The sequence below is a fragment of the Ruegeria sp. AN6 genome (assembly GCF_056540425.1).
Genome location: NZ_JBQFWR010000009.1, coordinates 119,269 through 136,206 on the forward strand (window position 1 = coordinate 119,269; position 16,938 = coordinate 136,206).

At 52.7% G+C, this 16,938-nt stretch carries 13 protein-coding genes and 1 tRNA gene; 1 reads left to right on the forward strand and 13 read right to left on the reverse strand.

Annotation, left to right across the window (positions count from 1 at the left end):
• Positions 1 to 118 precede the first annotated feature (118 nt).
• The 13 genes from ACR0MQ_RS15030 to ACR0MQ_RS15090 all read right to left on the reverse strand — a co-directional run bounded on the left by ACR0MQ_RS15030 (position 119) and on the right by ACR0MQ_RS15090 (position 15,643).
• The gene (locus ACR0MQ_RS15030) at positions 119 to 3,259 is read right to left on the reverse strand and encodes an efflux RND transporter permease subunit (RefSeq protein WP_480609081.1); all 3,141 of its coding nucleotides are present in this window, start codon (positions 3,257 to 3,259) and stop codon (positions 119 to 121) included.
• A 4-nt stretch (positions 3,260 to 3,263) separates the two neighbouring features.
• On the reverse strand, positions 3,264 to 4,391 hold the full coding sequence (locus ACR0MQ_RS15035) for an efflux RND transporter periplasmic adaptor subunit (RefSeq protein ID WP_170775106.1): 1,128 nt from the start codon (positions 4,389 to 4,391) through the stop codon (positions 3,264 to 3,266).
• Between the two features lie 1,093 nt (positions 4,392 to 5,484).
• On the reverse strand, positions 5,485 to 7,374 hold the full coding sequence (locus tag ACR0MQ_RS15040; RefSeq protein WP_480609084.1) for a TniQ family protein: 1,890 nt from the start codon (positions 7,372 to 7,374) through the stop codon (positions 5,485 to 5,487).
• On the reverse strand, positions 7,328 to 8,329 hold the full coding sequence (locus ACR0MQ_RS15045; RefSeq protein WP_170512582.1) for a TniB family NTP-binding protein: 1,002 nt from the start codon (positions 8,327 to 8,329) through the stop codon (positions 7,328 to 7,330). The genes ACR0MQ_RS15040 and ACR0MQ_RS15045 overlap by 47 nt, the downstream gene beginning before the upstream one ends.
• Positions 8,326 to 10,587, reverse strand: coding sequence for a DDE-type integrase/transposase/recombinase (locus ACR0MQ_RS15050; RefSeq protein ID WP_480609087.1), 2,262 nt, complete (start codon positions 10,585 to 10,587; stop codon positions 8,326 to 8,328). Before ACR0MQ_RS15050 ends, ACR0MQ_RS15045 begins: the two co-directional genes overlap by 4 nt.
• A 5-nt stretch (positions 10,588 to 10,592) precedes the next feature.
• Positions 10,593 to 11,264: a hypothetical protein gene (locus ACR0MQ_RS15055; protein ID WP_480609089.1), complete on the reverse strand. Its 672-nt coding sequence runs from the start codon at positions 11,262 to 11,264 to the stop codon at positions 10,593 to 10,595.
• Between the two features lie 1,290 nt (positions 11,265 to 12,554).
• A complete protein-coding gene (locus ACR0MQ_RS15060; protein ID WP_170512590.1) occupies positions 12,555 to 13,118 on the reverse strand; it encodes a hypothetical protein in 564 nt (187 codons plus the stop codon).
• Positions 13,115 to 13,336, reverse strand: a complete 222-nt coding sequence (locus ACR0MQ_RS15065; protein WP_480609093.1) for a hypothetical protein — start codon at positions 13,334 to 13,336, stop codon at positions 13,115 to 13,117. The genes ACR0MQ_RS15060 and ACR0MQ_RS15065 overlap by 4 nt, the downstream gene beginning before the upstream one ends.
• Positions 13,329 to 14,105, reverse strand: a complete 777-nt coding sequence (locus tag ACR0MQ_RS15070; RefSeq protein WP_480609096.1) for a hypothetical protein — start codon at positions 14,103 to 14,105, stop codon at positions 13,329 to 13,331. Before ACR0MQ_RS15070 ends, ACR0MQ_RS15065 begins: the two co-directional genes overlap by 8 nt.
• Positions 14,105 to 14,302, reverse strand: a complete 198-nt coding sequence (locus ACR0MQ_RS15075) for a hypothetical protein (RefSeq protein ID WP_480609099.1) — start codon at positions 14,300 to 14,302, stop codon at positions 14,105 to 14,107. The genes ACR0MQ_RS15070 and ACR0MQ_RS15075 overlap by 1 nt, the downstream gene beginning before the upstream one ends.
• Positions 14,286 to 15,020, reverse strand: a complete 735-nt coding sequence (locus ACR0MQ_RS15080) for a hypothetical protein (RefSeq protein ID WP_480609102.1) — start codon at positions 15,018 to 15,020, stop codon at positions 14,286 to 14,288. The genes ACR0MQ_RS15075 and ACR0MQ_RS15080 overlap by 17 nt, the downstream gene beginning before the upstream one ends.
• A 3-nt stretch (positions 15,021 to 15,023) precedes the next feature.
• The gene (locus ACR0MQ_RS15085; RefSeq protein ID WP_480609105.1) at positions 15,024 to 15,530 is read right to left on the reverse strand and encodes a hypothetical protein; all 507 of its coding nucleotides are present in this window, start codon (positions 15,528 to 15,530) and stop codon (positions 15,024 to 15,026) included.
• 19 nt (positions 15,531 to 15,549) lie between these two features.
• A tRNA-OTHER gene (locus tag ACR0MQ_RS15090) sits at positions 15,550 to 15,643 on the reverse strand.
• 618 nt (positions 15,644 to 16,261) lie between these two features.
• Between ACR0MQ_RS15090 and ACR0MQ_RS15095 the strand changes: the two genes are divergently transcribed.
• Complete coding sequence (locus ACR0MQ_RS15095; RefSeq protein ID WP_480609107.1) at positions 16,262 to 16,936, forward strand: GntR family transcriptional regulator; 675 nt, start codon at positions 16,262 to 16,264, stop codon at positions 16,934 to 16,936.
• Positions 16,937 to 16,938 lie beyond the last annotated feature (2 nt).

Below are 16,938 nucleotides of genomic sequence, written 5' to 3' on the forward strand. Positions count from 1 at the left end.
TCGATATAAAAGTTATTTTGAATAATACATAATGATGAAAAGAGCCGCATGAGAACTTGGTTTTTAAGAAAGGGCTCAGCCGTAACTCGGATTGCTAAATCCTGCTTTTCTGAAAGTTCTAAACAGCGTTTTCGCCACCTCCCTCATTCATTTTGCCATGTACTTTCTCCCTGAACCGTTGCGCGATGATGTAAAGGGGCGGGATGACAAATATGCCCACAAGAGCAGCTGCGATCATCCCTCCGAAAACCGGCGTACCTACACCTCTGCGGGCGAGCATAGAGGCACCGTCGGCCACAATCAGCGGGTAGAGTCCGGCAATAAATGCAAAGCTGGTCATCATGACCGCGCGGAAACGCGCACGGGCGCCCTGAATGGCTGCATCCACGGCGTTCAGACCTTGCCGGTACCGATCCATTGCGAATTCGACGATCAAAATTGCATTTTTGGCGGCAAGCGCTATCAGGACCACCAATCCGATCTGGGCGTAGAGGTTGTTCTGGAGACCCAGCAACAGCAGCGCACCCAACGCGCCGCACACCGCAAAGGTGACCGAGAAAAGGACCGCAAGCGGTATCGTCCAACTCTCGTAAAGCGCAACAAGGAAGAGATATGCGAACAGCAAAGCAAGCCCCAGAACAATTGGTGTCTTTCCGGCGGCCTCAATCTCTTGCTGCGCGGTTCCGGTCCAATCGTAGCTGTAGCCTTCTGGCAGAGTCTGGGCTGCAATTTCTTCCATCGCCGCGATGGCCTCGCCCATTGATACGCCCGGAGACGGTCCACCGTTTATGGTGACGGCCCGAAAATTATTGTAGCGGGCGAGCAATTGCGGACCCAGAATGAGTTCTACCTTCGCCACGGCGCGCACTGGCACCATATCTCCGTCGTGATTTCGGACATGAATACGAGCAATATCTCCGACATTGGCCCGGTATTTCTCATCTGCTTGTAAGTTGACCTGCCACGTCCGACCGAACAGGTTCATGTCATTCACGTGATACCCGCCCAAAGTGACCTGCATGGCCCGGAACAGGTCGTCGACATCCACGCCAAGCGTCTGCAGCCTTTTACGATCGAGATCGAGATTCAGTTTTGGCGACTGCGCAGAGAATGTCGTGTAAACGCCCGACAACCGTGGGTCGGCGTTGGCGGTTGTGACGAACCCCGCCGCAGTTGCACCAAGATCTGAAACGCTGTCGCCATGCAAGTCCAAAAGCTCGAACTCGAACCCGGCACCAGTGCCCAGACCAAGGATCGGGGGCAGATTGAAAGGAAAGGCAATGGCGTCCTCCAAACCGGCAAACTCGCGCCGGACATGCCGGATCGAGGATCTTACGGATAAGGCCGGATCGGTTCGATCTTCAAACGGTTGCATGATCGCGATGCCAAACCCACTGTTCGACTTGTTCAGGCCGTCGACAAAGCTAAAGCCCGTGACTGTCATGACATCCTGTACGCCCGGTGCGGATTTGATGATGGCCGAAACGTCCTCCATCACTTTGGATGTGCGATTGATCGAGGCGCCTTCGGGTAGCGCGACTTCAACGAAATAGGCCCCTTGATCTTCGACGGGAAGAAACCCGGAAGGTGTGGTCTTGAACAGCCATCCTGCGCCAAAAAGTGCAAAACCGAGCAGTAAAACAGCCAGGACTGTCCGTCGGGCGAGGATTGAGACCGCATAGGCATAGCCATCGCGCGCGTTGTCTATACGGCGCGATATCCAGGCCAGCGGTCCACGCCTAGGGGCGCTCTCACGGCGCAGCAGCACCGCGCACAGGGCCGGGCTGAGTGTCAGGGCGTTCAAAGCAGAAATAAGCATTGAAAAGGAAACAGCCACAGCGAATTGTTGGAACATCGTTCCCGTAATGCCGGGAATGAATGCAACCGGTACAAACACCGACAGCAGCACACAGGTTATGGCCAAAATGGGGGCCGTAATCTGTTTCATTGCCTCGCCGGTGGCTTCGGCCACGGTCATCTCAGGGTTTTCGCCCATTACCTTTTCGACGTTTTCGATCACCACGATCGCATCGTCCACGACGATGCCGATCGCAAGTACCAGCGCCAGCAACGAGACGGTATTGAGCGAAAAACCCAATGCCAAAATGAACGCCAGTGCGCCAACAAGCGATACCGGAACCGCGATCAGCGGGATCAGCGCCATCCGCAGGTTGCCCAGAAACAAAAAGACGACAATCACTACCAGAGCAAACGCCTGTATCAGCGTTTTCACAACTTCATCGATACTGGCGCGGACGAAGGTCACCGAGTTGTAGGGCACACTCCAGTTAACCCCATCGGGAAAGGCGCTCTGCAATCCAGTCAGCGCCTTTTTTATGGCCTCTGATGTGTCCAGGGCATTCGCGCCCGGCTCAAGGTAGACACCGATCATTGCGGCTGGCTTATTGTCAAAAGAAGAAAAGGAATCCCGGGTCTTTGCCCCAAGATCTACTCGTGCGATATCACTGATCAGAACGAATGAGCCGTCTGGACGAGCCCGCACGACAATCTCTTCGAACTCTGCGACGGTGCTCAACCGGCCTTGCGTCTGAATACTCAGCTGAAAAGTCGGGTCATTTGTCATCGGCTGCGCACCGACGCGCCCCACCGCTGCCTGAACGTTTTGCGCATTCAGCGCGGCAATCACATCGTCGACGGTCACCGAAAGACTGGTCATCTTGTCGATGTCGAGCCAGATACGCATGGAGTAATCAAGCGCCCCGAACAGCGTCGCGTCCCCTACCCCGGGTGATCTTTTGATGCTGTCCAGAACGTTGATTGTCGCAAAATTCGACAGAAACAATTCGTCGTTCTTCGGGTCGTCCGACGTAATGGCCACGACCTGCAACAGAGCCGAGGACTTCTTTTTGGTGTTGACGCCTGCGCGTGTGACCTCTTCAGGCAATGCGGACATGGCCAGGCTGACACGGTTCTGCACATTGACGGCGTTGATATCGGGGTCCGTTCCAGGCTCGAAAGTGACCTGCAGGTTATAGCTGCCATCCGAACCGCTCGTCGATTCCATATACAGCATGTCACTGACCCCGATCACCTGTTCTTCGATGATCTGGGCAACGGTCGACTCGACAACTTCAGCCCCAGCCCCGGGGTAACTGGTAGTAACCTGAACCTGCGGCGGGACAATGTCGGGCAGTTGCTCCACCGGCAGCAGTGTAATGGAAATCAACCCGGCCAGCGTAATCACCACCGAGATGACAATTGCAAATCTGGGGCGGCGGATAAACAGTTGCGAGATCATGGGATCAGTTTCCGCTGGTGGCTGACGATGTGTTCTGGGGTGTGGAGATACTGACCTCGACGCCCGCATGAACGCGCTGAAGGCCGTCGGTGACAACCTGGTCCCCTTCGGTCAGACCGCTCGAAATGACGGCTTCGGCCCCTTCGGTCCGTCCCAATTGAATCGGCTTCTTTTCAACCTTGTCGTCGCTTCCGACCGTGAAGACAAAGTAACCCGACTGATCTTTTTGCAAAGCCTTGGCGGGGATCACCAGCGATTTGTCCTGCGTGGGATCTGTGACAAGAACCCGCACCAGCTGATTATCAATGAGTGACCCATCCGCATTAGGAAAAGACCCCCGGACCAGAACGGTATCCGTGCCCGACTGCACCTGCGTGTCAGCCACTTCAATGCTGCCTGTTGCACCGTATGTCGTGCCATCGGCAAGAATCAGCTGCAGTTTCAGCGGTTCAGAGTCTGACGCCTTGGCACGGCGGGCGCGAAACTCAAGCAGTTCGGCTTCGGTTACCGGAAAGGTTACATTGATGGGATCGATGCTGGACAGCGACAACAGGGTTCCACCCTCTGGGCTGACGAATGCGCCCACGGACAAGTCCGTCAGTCCGATCCTGCCATCAAAGGGCGCGGTTATCTTTGTATAAGACAGGTCAAGCTGAGCGTTTTGGAGGCTGCCCTGTAGTTCCAGCACATGCCCATCCGCCTCACCTTGCTGCGCTTCCGCTTTCTGAACGACAGCCTGAGGTGTGTCGCCTTTGGCGTATAGCTTTTGCTGTCGATCAAGCTCGATATCGGCAATTTTCTTTCCCGCTTGTGCCGCTTGGATTTGTCCTTGAATTTCCGTGACGGTCGCCTCGTAGGAATCCGGTTCGATCTCGATCAGGACATCCGCCGCTTTAACGCTTGAGCCGTCCTTGAAATTAATGGACTTCACAAATCCAGGTACGCGCGCGATCAGGTCGACACGATCCAACGCCTCGATCCGGCCAGTGAACACTTCGGTCAAAGATACCTGTTTCATCTCTGCCGACGTCACGGTCACCTTAGGCTTCGTTTGGCTGTCCTGCGCAATGACAACAGAAGGGTTCAGACCAAAGTTCAAAATCACTGCGGTGACTAACAGCCTTACTGACAAATTACATCCTCCAGAAGAGTTTCGTCTGTGCTCTCGTCGAAACCAAGGTAACGTAATGCTATTGAAAATCCAGCAATCACATTGAGTGCATTTTCCACCGACTCAACCAATTGGAAGTCTTTACAAATTAAGCAAGGCGCCTTGGTCTCATAATGCAGTCGACAATACGTCGAGACTTTTGAGCAATCTATAAGTTCAATAAGTTTCTGATCCCGCAGGCGCAGCGAATGTCAGGAGAGAGGGCTGCAACTGCAGCATGGCAATGGTATGACGAATGTCCGAATAGGCCATTCCAAGAAATTCATGCTCCTCGCAAAAGCCAGTCGCTGTCTCTGGCGGTGAAGTGCGTGCTAAGGCGTAATTCCAGAACAGCAAAATCTGCCTCGCGAAGGTACTCCGACGCGTCATCTGCCGATTTAAAGAACTGTGCATTGTCTTTGAACATTCGGTCGTTGCTCGTGGGAAAATATTTATCGGCGTTCTCTGCCATCGCGTTTCGACGCGTACGGTCGTTTGCATAAACTCAAAAGGTGTTGGGAAATCATCTTTTGACTACGCGCCACTCACATTTCTTGGTTTTGCATTGAGACCGCAGCCTCAACCGAACCGTGTCCAGACGGTATGGCAATCTCTGGCAATCAAAGTTGGTGCAACTAATGCTTCGGGTGGAAGAAACTCTAATATGAATGACTGCTTTCCAAGATTCGCATCTGGATTTCGCATCCACGGTGAATGTCTGCTCCCAGCCCAACCTTTCAAGCAAATTGAATTAGTCAACGTCCCAAGTATTGGGCTTTGGCAGCTGAAGTCCTCCGTTTGAGACAATGGCAAACTTATGAGCTCAAAATGGCAATCCCTAGGGCCAAAATGGCAATACTATGGGTACGTCAACAATGTTCCGTTGGGCATAAATAACCCATAATCGGCAGGCGACAAAATTTAAATCATTGATTTTTATAGATGTTTAATATCACGCTTGATTGTGCCGCGGCCACTTCGCCCATCTTGACAACTCATTGTCGCCCACAAAAAAATTTGGGCAACAAAAAAAAGCCGCCCCAAAGGGCGGCTGCTACTTCAGCTTTTTGTTCTTCTAGAATTCTGAGGTTCTGTAGAGCTCCACTCCCGCCGCTTTGGGTTCCCAAACTGGCAAGATCCCTCGAGATTTTAACTTCCTTCGAGCTTCCGGAACTGTTGTTGCCATTCTCGTCGCAACGTCGGTGATCTTTTGGTAGTCCACCTTGAAACGGTCCACGCTAGCAGGGCTAACAAGATCGCGCATCTGCCCCATGTGTCTAGTTTGTCCGCAAATTTTCAGAACCGGTTCCATTCCGTCTGGTGGAGTTCGAAGAAGGAAGTCGACTGAGGTGGCAGAAAGGCCAAGCTTTCGTGCGACATCCGAAATCGATTTCCCGGGAGAACCAGTTCGGCAACCGAGTTTTTCACCCACTTCTGCCACGTCAACAAGTACAGATTGGTAACGCAGTTCTTCGTCGAGAAGCTGAACTCCAGTTAGTTGCCTTTGGAGCAACAGTTCGACAATCTTGACAGCAGGCACTTTCAAGGCTTCAGCCGCATTGGCAATTCCCAACACACCCTCTGAGTGTTCTGATACGGGCTGTCCGAAACTTCGCAAGCGGTTCACGAAATTGTCCAGGTCGTTGGCGTCAACTCCCTGAGCAATGCTCCTTCGGCGATCTCTACAGCCCGCGATTGGTTTAAGCATCCCAGCTTCGATGAGCTGCGTCACTTGGGGCCGTTTGCAGCCTAGATATTTTGGAACCTCAGAAATCGCTACCGAACGCCGCATCCTCCTAAGAAGGTCTTCAGCACATGCAACATCAATGGCTCCGAAATCCCGTTTCGCATCATAGTCCGCAGGCAGCAGATCGGCGACCATCAGCGCATTTTGAACAGTTCTGGGATGCACACCAAACTTCTGGCTCAGTGACACTACAGAATGACGCCGCCGCTGCAAAACGGGTTCTCCAAACAGAATCGTTCCGGCACCAATTGGCATGGTTTCCAGAATATGTTCACGGAAAACCTCCCGAAATGGCCCAATCGGTTTTCGGTTTTTTTTGAACTGAATCCACTTATATAGAACACCGAACACACCTTGCGGCCCGGCTTGGACCTTGGAGCATGGCGTCTTCTTCTGCACCGCTTCAAGACCTTCTCGAACGCCTTCAGGGCCACGTTTTGTAAACTCGTAACCAACCGCCCCGGCCAAGTCCCAATCCGCTTGCGACAGATTTGGAAGATTGGCGTTTGGACCAAATGCGATACACGCACCAAGCATTTCAGTTGCACGTGAGGCTAGGTCAATCAGTTGCCCGTCCAGCCACTCCGGCCCAGGGCGCCCTTCAAGTCTGGCTTCAAGGTAAGTTTGCAGTTCAGAGACGCGCCTCTGCTTCCCATTTTCGGCCAGCTTCGCCAATCGTGCTTCGTCAGGCATATGGGCAGCCAAGTCCAGAAAGAGATTGCCTCGGCCTCTCCCAGACTCTCGCACCAAAGGAAGGGAGTGAACGGGACAAGTTCTCACAGGTGAAAAAGCCCAATTGATCTTCCCAACCGGCATTCTCAACGACTGATGGCAGTCCGAGATGTCGTTCAAGATGCATTGCGGGCAATAACTTACCCGATTGCCCGCAACGAATTCTGAATGAAACTCTTCAGCTCGATGCTTGTAGTAGCGAAAGGCAAGCTGTTTGTATCCGCCCTGCGTAAGTCGCTCCGCAGGAATGCCGGTCAGCTGATGCATCTGCTCAACCGCGTTGTCTCGGGTCCTGGCGAGGTCCTGAAGCGGAATACGCACAAAAGAAGAAAACTCTTTCGCAGACATATCACATTGAACACGGGCGAACCGGCTGACCCATGAAACAAAGCTCTCACCTGGCAAAATGGGCATCATTGGCAAAATTGTACTCAATGAATCACCCCCGTCCAACTTGCTGATGTTGCCGCCGGGTTCGTTTTGCATCAAACTCTTCGGCGTCGCTATCGATCTCCAGCGCCGCCCAATCATTGATCTCGAACACGTTTTGATCCCAAGAGCAGCCTTCTTGGATGCTCCAAGCTTCCGCAAAATGAGATCGCTTCAAACGGCAGCTCTCTTCGTAGAGGGCTTGTTCGATGGCCGCGAGGATAGTCTCGATTGCTCTTCCGAACAGACCCCGGCTGCCATGGATAAGTCGCCTCAGTGTATCGGTTTCGATGTCGGGTCGGATGCCGGCCATCTGACAGTATGTATCAATCAAGCCTTGAAGATTTTGTTCGTGGTGGCCCACGACGAGCGGTCGAGACATGATTTTTCTGAACCGTCTGTCAACTTGCTGATCATAACGCGCCACCTCAAGAAGCCGGTCAGTGCCACTGAGAACGAGAACCACTGCTTGGTCTCCTTGCATCAGCGATTTAAGCGTTTTGAGCATGTCGTCAATCTCACGTGCTGAGCGTGACAGGAAAACGTCTTGGGCTTCATCGATCCAAAGCACGACGATGCCCAACAACGACAAGCGATGCTTCACGACACGCCAGATGTCCCAAGCGGGGGCCCGCTCTGAAACGTCGTTCATTCCAAGTGCTCCGAGAATGGCGCGGCCCAGGCTTTTGAGTGTCGCTGGACTTGGCACCTGAATGCGGATGTACCGAGGCGAGTCCTGCCCCGTCGCCGCTTGCAGCGCCGGGTGGCGGCTCAGGACCCTGTGAACCGCGGTAGTTTTGCCATCCCCCGGCTTTGCAACAACCATAAGCCCCCTGGCCTCAAGCCCTCCTGCATGGAGTTCCGGAGCAGGCAACCTACCACCTTGCTGATCGGGTTGAAGCAAACGGTCAAGTTCACGCGTAATTTGGTGGTGCCGATTGTTTGTGAAGTACTTGGCCCGCAACGACTGCATAACAGTCTGAGGGTCGATAACTGGGTTGGTGTGGTTCATTTGTCACCCTCCTCGTCGCTCTCCCAAACATCTTTTTCAACGGGTGGATGACGGTCCTGGTTACCCTCGTCCTCGGACAAGTAGTCCGGTTTTTTCGGAGCAACGGTAATGCCAAACTGCGTTGGCCCCTGTTCCAGCCGTGTCTCAGACGAGGAAACGGTAAATCCAACAAACAGTTCCTTTTCCAACGCCTCCATGCGTGTCTCAGAGTAGACCTGTGAAACCAGACCGAACTCGAGCGATTTTTTGAGGTTCATTGCGTCAATGGCTTCAAGCGCATTTGCGACGACATTTTGTTCCCACGCTCTTTGGCGCGGTTCAGCACTCTTCATCTTGCGTCGAGCTGCAACCCACTGTTGTGCATGAACACTGTCGAATTCTTCGTAAACCGCTGGGACTTCATGCCAGTGTTCCCCAAGCTTCACAGAGATCGTCCCAATATTCTCAGGCAACCAGCTGACTTGCAGATCCTGCTTGCCACGATGCGCAAACCACTCCGCCAGTTGCTCTGAGTGGTACTGAACACCCAAAACTGTGACACCTGATTTGCTCAGGGTCCGTTCGAGTTTCTTTCCAAAAATCAGCCGCCTCTTGCGCATATCAGGCGTTGCCTGAGCGGGGAAGTTGCCGTCCGCGATGTCTTTGTTCCACTGCTCGAGCGGTGTCCGGCCGTGCAGACCTTCATGAGGTGTATTATGGTAAACGTCCACAATCCAGCGCACCAGCGCAAAGCAAAGATCTTCTGTGTTCAAGCAGGTGCGCTCCTCTGTCGGATGATCTCCGCGTTCAACCGAATTCGAAAACGTGCGACCATGAAGTCGGGCAGCAAGCCCCGTCGATGCAGTCTTGAAAAACCTTTCGACTGTTCCGCGCATACCAGGCATGCCGGCGATGGTTTTTTCGACGGTAATACCCAGATCCAGGCAAGTGCTGATGAACTCTTGAGATTTGAAGGCAGCTCCATTGTCCGTAACAAGGACTTCCGGCAAACCAAACATGTCCCAAGCCGCTTCGGCGCCTACGGCATCCACCCAAGCACCTTTGTCCTGTACCGCCATTTGCAAGCAATCGATTGCTGTGGCGGATTTAGGGTTCTTCGTCAGCTTCATCGCAAGAATGCAGCGGCTGCGGCAATCAATAATGACAGACAACCACCAACGTGTGCTCTTTGCCCCCTTTTCGCCTAGCAAACCAAGGTCCTCGAGCTCTTTCTGATTGAACAGTTGGCCAAGACTTGTGCTGTTCACAAGGGTGCAAAGATCGACCCGCCATTCATCCATTTGAGCCTTTTGGAGCAATCGAGAAGTCTCAATTCCCCGCCCCACCGGCTTGCAGCGTTTCATCGCTTCGTCGTACCCGTACCGGTGCAGCAAAACTTCGAACTCACTATAGCTCTTGATGCATCGGCGCACTGCATCGCGACTAGGCACGCGGAATGGGGTCAGACCCTCTTTTTCACGTTCCTCGTTGACCCTTTCAAACGCTCGCTGAACGTCTTCGGTAGTCTTCTTTTGAGTCGGTCGGTTGAGATTGAAGTAACTTTTTCGCGTTTCTGCATCGAGCAATTTTTTCTCTTCGGAACTGAAGTAACTAAACCGATTTCCGCGGTTATGGACGCTATCGATAAGACCAAGCTTGCCGTTTCGACGATATGCAGTCACCCACTTCCTCAGGGTGGTCGCATGGACGGGCTCAACGCTCCCTACAATCCGTCCGCCGCCATGACGACGCCGCCGCTTTCCAGACCGAATTTCTTCGTCGCGCATGCACTCTTCTGGGGATGGCATCTCTTCCGAGGCAATTGTTGCGGCCAATTGACAAATTTCCGCCATACACTCCTTGATCGACTTGTCATTTGGTGAGACACGATCCTCGCTTTCCAGCTCCAGATAAGCGCTTACCAAGCTGTAGCGTTTCCAGAACCGCTCTTTCTGCTTTTCCGTCAAATCGAACAGCGAGATAGAGTTGTTAGAGTTTTGATTGCGATCCGCCTTGGGCAGGAAGTGGTTGCGCTCATGCACAATTTCGCCAGAGGCGTTGCGACGGCTCAATTCTTCATAACCAAAAAACTCGGCAAGTCCTGATCCAGAAGTTGGGTAAAGGACATAGCCATTTGCCGTTTTGCCGGCCAACCGCATACGTTTCCCTGCAATCGTTACGCGGTCATGCATCGAGATTTCGAAGCGGCTTTTTGTTGAAGTGCTTGCGGTATTCTTCGCTTCAGCCATTTTCTTGATCAGATCATAGTGAACAGTCATGGGAATTATCCTTTCCGTTGGACAAGTGTTTGGGGGTCGATGATTTCACGGGTAAGCGGCACAAGGTGTTGCGCGGAAACCAAGCGCACGAGCGCTCGCCAACCGTCGGCACCAAGTCCGGTTTTGATTGTCAGGTCACGCAGCGAGGCTGCGCCCAGAAGGCTTTGCGCCACATTCCAGGCTACGTCGTCAGCACTTGGCATAGGATGCCGCACGGCCCAGAAAAGCTGTGCATTCTGCTGCTCAATCTGATCTGCGCTGCATTCCGTCAGGATACGTACTTCATCGCAAAAGCCAGACTGAACGGAGAACCACGCAACCTCCTGCATTTTTTCTGCAAATTCCGATTTCGCAGCCTGAAAACTTGGCTTTACAGCGAAAGCAACTTTGGAGCCTCCACGGATGTGCGCCACGTAATCAAACACGTGCTCTCGCACCTTTTCGCTGAAGCCATTCCAACGGAACCGCACTTGATCGAAGATGTCTTCAACCTCGAGCTGCGCGTGCATTACCAGCAGATTGACCAACTCAAGATGAGACTCCGCCTGAACCCTTACACCCGGGTTTGAACCGATCACGGTGTAAGCAGTGCAATGGCGTGTCGCGGCCTTCGCAATGGCACGGTCTGAACGAAAATCTGACGGGAGCCGGATTCCATCAGGAAAGCTTTTCTTCATGTGAATACCTCACGTCTTATCGAGCCCACCGAACGCGTTCGGTAGAAAAACTCGTGATTTGAATTTTGGTGGGAAGCAGGCGGCCGAAACCGCCCGATCACACGGCTATTCGCGTGAGATTCAAGAAACGCGGAGCAAAAGAAGGAATGATGTCGCGATGGCTATCGCAACACGTCTTCAAGAACCCCAAAAGTTTTGTAGTAAACGCCATGACAAGCGCCTCATATCGACTTAGTGCCTATAGGAGCTCACAGCATAAGCAGGATATGTAAACCTATCGCTGAAGAGAGCTAACAACGGATCGGAAACTCAGAAAACCCGTATCTGATTGGGCGCGATATGATGGACAGCATTTTGCATGGGCGTTTCTCGTACTCAAAACTCGGAGGTCTGCGCAAGCGAAAAGATGCGAGTGTGGATGATGTGACTTCTACGCCAATTAAATGTGACAAATTTGTCAGATCAGTCGACCGCGCTTCAAGCAACTGGCAGCCTCATTGATTAGCCGATTTGTGCATTTCGTCTTTTTCAACGAAAAGGCGCCTCCGACCTCAGTACTGCGCTACCGGCAGCAAATTTTTCTACAACGAATGGCATATCTCTCACCCTCGCTTTCATTTCGTGCACCCCCCAATTTGGGATAGGTTCGACACGCCAATCAGCATACCAAATTCCTGCGGGTTTCTCAATAACATACTGTTTTTAAACATTTATCCTTGGGCGCACTTGCGTTGCAAAATGCGGCCCTGAATTAGGCTCTGCCTAATTCACTTCTTGCGAGTAAGGATAAATTCAAAGAGAGATAGCTGTCGTTGCGGCATGAGAGAGCGCTCAAGTGTAAGAATAGAATTCTTTCACTTTCGTCTGGTCAAATGGCCTCAACAGCCAAATCACCCGTGTCCTGTGCGAGGTGATTCGCCGCTTGTTGAAACTGCGCCCGGGCTCTTTGGAACCCACGGCAGTCTCCGCTCAATGTGCTCCGACACTATCGCAGTCAATCAATCGGGACGGTTTCGCGGCAGTTAGTCCAATAGTGATATTGCGCGGATTGCCCTGCAAGTCATCAACGGCAGAAATGTTCACTTCCCGGAGCTGTCGAATGCACGCACCGGTTTTGCAGCAAAAAGCCGGGATTTAATGAATTTATTCAGGTCGCGAAAGTACTGCATTTGCAGTATCGCGATCTCGCATCCTGCGGACCCGATCAGTGTTTTGAATAATCCCATTTCAATGCGATTGGCCTTTTCGCCGCGTTGCTTGATGATCTTCAACAGGCATCGTCCGTCGCACTCATCGCTGATCTCCTTCCTTTGAGGCCTTCACTGCTTGATAGCAGGCCCACAACCGCTCCACCTCGTCGCGCGGATTGTCAGATGTCCGCTTGTGTGATTTCAGCTGCTGTTTCATCGCTCGACGAGATGCTTCATCTTGCATGATTTGGTCCGTGCGAAGTACGTCGACTTTGTGGAGATGCCCAACCTCTGCTTCAGCCAATAGACGCTCCAACAATCCTGAGGTTGCTGAAGAATCCGAGTAGATCCATCCGGCTTCACAGCGCTCGATGAGACCGAGTATTTGGTTTGCTACTTCCTCAGCGGCCGGAGCCGTCGACAGGTCGATTGGAGACGCATCCAGAACCTGTTGTGGCCATGATTGGGCAGGGTAAATCGGCGAGCTCCAAATGTGTGGCTTGTCATCGATCACCCTCAAAACCGCAATCTCAATCGGGTAAAAACTGTCTTGGAAGCCGACGATCCTTAAGTCGCAGAATAGGTGGCTGACGATTGGTTCCGGGAGGCCAAGGTCTTGATAGACGCTACCAGATCCTTCTGTGATTTTGTCTTTTTCGGTCATTTTGGCCACTTATTCTCTTTAATCCAGATGTCTGTCCACTCTGCCGATCCATCAGCTGGAGCAGCGTCCACGATGTGCTCTTGTACAGTCGTCAGAAGTGCTGGCCATGCATCTGAACCCTCTTTCAGTCGTGCTTTCAGCTCATAAATCAGGTCATCCAGAGGGATCGACTCCAACGGACGTCCAAAGATCTCTTCATCGGAAAACTCATCACTCATCGAAGGGGTTCCAATCGCCTTGCTCCTGACAGTGTGCACACAGGGCGGTTGCCCTGTGCTTCTTCCGAACGATATCACCCACATGGCCACATCTTGCGCATGTTCGCTTGCTGTCCAGTACGAGACGTTTGAGCGGGAGATCCAGGCATTGATCGTACCGACGGAAGATGATCTGGATTGAACCGTCTGAGCCCGTCGTCACATCCGAGATCTGCACTTGAAACGGTGTCTCAAAGGTCTCTCGAACAAGATGCTCCGCCTCTGCGAGGAACCGGCCAAGCAAGACCAGCCTGCCCGGACCAATGCTTGGCCACAATGAGGCCGTATCAGCGCTCACCAGGTCTGGAAAGCGATTTGCTACGTTGAGCTCAAGATCCGTTGGCCACCTCGCCTCAGCATCTTCAAATCGATCTTCGAGGTAGCTGTTGTAGCACCAGCAACATAGGGTGACTAAATATCCCCTGACGTTTTGGATTTCGGCAGAATTTACGCATCTCTCACACGTCTTCTCGATCTCTTCGACACGCGTCTCCAGCTCGTCGAAGATGTTTCGATTGCATTCTCGTGTGTAGACGCGCAATCCGCCGAGTTTTTGCTTGATCTGCACGACCACCGGCAGCTCACTCCCAAAGATTTCGGGGTGTTGAGCAACACTGCGCTTCACATCTTCCAACACTAGTGCGAGCTGATCAGCCCAGCTTGCGCGATGCTCACCAAGCGCTTTTAGAACGCTTGTTTGGATGTCATTCCAGTCGACAACCTGTTTCATCACCCATCTTTCAGCGCGTCAGCTGTCTCATGAACAACACGCCTGATTTCTTCGTCCGTCAGATCTTCTATACGTTCGAAATCGGCGGTTGAGATTGGGGCCACAACGCTGCTTTCACTGTCGTTAACCGCAAATGCCATCTTCAGGAATCGAAGATCTTCGGTATCTTTGAAAATTGGCTCAATTGTCCTGGTCATCATCGTCACCCAATCGACGTTTGTGCGCTGCAATGTGCTCGGCTAGGTCTCCAACAAGATTGCCTGCTGCGATGTCCTTTTCCAAAAGCTCAAGGAAAGCTTCGATGGCTGGATCTGTATGCTCGTCCTCGCCCTGGTCCTCGCCATTTACTTCACTAGCAATGCGCTCATCCAATTCGCGAATGCTCGTCCGAATCTGCGACAGCAATTCGTTGTCACTACCTTCATGTACCTTGCGCGCTCTGATCTCATCTGCGGAAATCGGATCAGATAGTTTTGCCCGGCCAAGTGCGATCCTTGCCTCTTGCAATGCCAAAAGCGCCCTGGTCAGTGGATCAATCTCGACGTCAGCAGCGAGCGCGTCGAACTCCTCTGCGCCAACCGGATCTGACAGCGATGCTTGTCCGGCGAGAAACTCGGCCTTCTTTAGCTTCAGGAATGCGCGCGTCACCTCATCAGCCTTAGGGCGGGACTCTCGCGCACCGGTCTTCTCCAGCCACGTGGCGGCGATCTTCTCAACGAGCGCCCACACCGTCTGCCTGCGATTATGCTGCGAGATACCGAAGCGTACTGCTTTCTCTTCGATACCGAGCTCCTCGGACTCTCGTTCGTTCACGCGCACTTCGTAGTCGCAGAGACCATCGGTGTCATCGCTGACGTTTCCAGCATGTGCCCGGGCGATCTCTCTTTCGTTTGCGTAGACAACGATTTTGAGCATCACTCACCACCCTTTCGTCACACATGCAGGACAGCGTCCGCGGTCATCAGATCGGTCGATCTGACCGAAATATCCACAAACTGAGCAGGTCATTCGATCTCGAACAGACTTTTTCCGAACACCAAAAAGCCTCTTCCTTTCGGGGTGGCGCTTGCTCGCGACGTCATGCGCGCACCAGCAGCAAAGTGTCGTGTACCAACCGTCGAGAAGTTGGGTCTCAGCAGCGTTTGAGCATCGCTCACAGGTACGGTTTGCTCGTGCAATTGTGGCGGTGATCATTGACTGGATGTGTCGATCATCACACCTGTGGTAGATGCAGAGCTCGCCTAGTTTCTCTTTGATCTGGAGGATGAAGGGGTAGGTGGCATCCTTCAGATCGCAATATTCCTTGACCTCTGTGAAGAGCGTCGTGACCAAGCCAGACCAGCCTTCGGGTGTGCGGCCGAGGTTCTCCTCGACCGATTTCTTGATATCGTTGAAATCAATTGCGTTCGCAACGTCGTCCGCCATGTCGGACTCCTCCTGAGGATGGTAGGAGGCGTCGGAATCGAACCGACTCGTGCACTCTAATCTGGAGCAATTACAAGGATATAAGCCTCGCCCGCATACCAATGCTGCCTCCCACGGATTTCGCGTGGGTTATCGACCTCAGGCCGATATTCGATGGCAGTGGATGCGTGAGTACGTCATGACCTGAAGCTGAACCAGTTCGTGTCACTATGTCAAGACGGAGTGCGCTGCACTTCGAAATTCACCGCGTAGTTTCGGGAACCTTCTCGCTACACGAGTGCCAAATAGGTTGTCCGCATCGCAGAATTGTAAGCACTGTTGGCATGGCCCGCCTAAGGCTTCCTCTAACCACATATACGGAAGTCAGCGACGGTCGTTACCGAGTCCAAGTTGACTGATGCCGCGCGAAGCTCCAATGACAGCGATGCGCAGAAAGCGGACTTTGCAAGGTTTAACGAACGACCCAAAACGTGGTGGGCCTGTTACGTTGCGAACCACCGAAAAGAACCCCTTAGCAGACTCTAGAAGGGTCATTGCAATAGTGTGCTTACTGCCCACTACGCCGAAATTTGCTACATTCTTTTTTTTGCAAGGCTGGCCCTACTTGAATTCACAGTTTGCGCGGTGGAAGGGGCGGTCAACTCCTCTTGTCCGATACCCGCTGTATTGGGTGACATGGAGTGGTAATGTAAGGTGGATTTCCTCACTGAATGTGTGCGAATAGATGGGTCATGCTCAAAAATGCCAAACCGATTCAGAAAGAGAAATTTCACGATCAGGTCTATGATCAATTGTGCACTCTTTTGCGCGAAGGTGAATTCACCCCTGGCCAGGCGGTGCATGTCGCTCGGGTCGCTGAAGCGTTTGGCGTGAGCGCCATGCCTGTTCGCGAGGCGCTCACGCGCCTCCAGGCGATTGGTGTGGTAGCAAATGTATCGGGGCGTTCGCTGGGCGTTCCCAGCCTCGGATATGACGAACTGACTGACCTGCGCGATGTGCGCCTGGAAGTTGAAACGTTGGCTGTCAAATGGGCGCTGTCCAATCGTGACGATGCGTTTTTGACCGAGCTCGAGGTACTGCTGAAGCAGTTGGAGGCAGCTGAGCAATCCGACGATGTACAGGGATATATCAAGGCCAACTACGAGTTTCATCTAAGGATATATCAACAGTCGCACTCTGCGGTTTTGATCGACATCATCAACACGCTTTGGTTACGGGTCAGCCCGCATCTGTATCAACTGGAGCGAAAAAATCAGTACAAAGTGTCCAACAATCATCACCGGAAAATTGTGCAAGCCATTCGCGACGGCGACGAACCAACCGCCACGCAGGAACTGTTTCTCGACATTTCGGATGCTTATGACGTGCTGGTGAAAACTTTGTTTGATGATGGCACGCCTGCCTGAAG

Excerpts from the sequence above, each read along its gene's own strand:
- ACR0MQ_RS15040 (WP_480609084.1), bottom strand. The coding sequence starts at position 7,374 with ATGCAAAACGAACCCGGCGGCAACATCAGCAAGTTGGACGGGGGTGAT.
- ACR0MQ_RS15030 (WP_480609081.1), bottom strand. The coding sequence starts at position 3,259 with ATGATCTCGCAACTGTTTATCCGCCGCCCCAGATTTGCAATTGTCATC.
- ACR0MQ_RS15085 (WP_480609105.1), bottom strand. The coding sequence starts at position 15,530 with ATGGCGGACGACGTTGCGAACGCAATTGATTTCAACGATATCAAGAAA.
- ACR0MQ_RS15070 (WP_480609096.1), bottom strand. The coding sequence starts at position 14,105 with ATGAAACAGGTTGTCGACTGGAATGACATCCAAACAAGCGTTCTAAAA.
- ACR0MQ_RS15080 (WP_480609102.1), bottom strand. The coding sequence starts at position 15,020 with ATGCTCAAAATCGTTGTCTACGCAAACGAAAGAGAGATCGCCCGGGCA.
- ACR0MQ_RS15045 (WP_170512582.1), bottom strand. The coding sequence starts at position 8,329 with ATGAACCACACCAACCCAGTTATCGACCCTCAGACTGTTATGCAGTCG.
- ACR0MQ_RS15050 (WP_480609087.1), bottom strand. The coding sequence starts at position 10,587 with ATGACTGTTCACTATGATCTGATCAAGAAAATGGCTGAAGCGAAGAAT.
- ACR0MQ_RS15055 (WP_480609089.1), bottom strand. The coding sequence starts at position 11,264 with ATGAAGAAAAGCTTTCCTGATGGAATCCGGCTCCCGTCAGATTTTCGT.
- ACR0MQ_RS15065 (WP_480609093.1), bottom strand. The coding sequence starts at position 13,336 with ATGAGTGATGAGTTTTCCGATGAAGAGATCTTTGGACGTCCGTTGGAG.
- ACR0MQ_RS15075 (WP_480609099.1), bottom strand. The coding sequence starts at position 14,302 with ATGACCAGGACAATTGAGCCAATTTTCAAAGATACCGAAGATCTTCGA.
- ACR0MQ_RS15060 (WP_170512590.1), bottom strand. The coding sequence starts at position 13,118 with ATGACCGAAAAAGACAAAATCACAGAAGGATCTGGTAGCGTCTATCAA.
- ACR0MQ_RS15095 (WP_480609107.1), top strand. The coding sequence starts at position 16,262 with ATGCTCAAAAATGCCAAACCGATTCAGAAAGAGAAATTTCACGATCAG.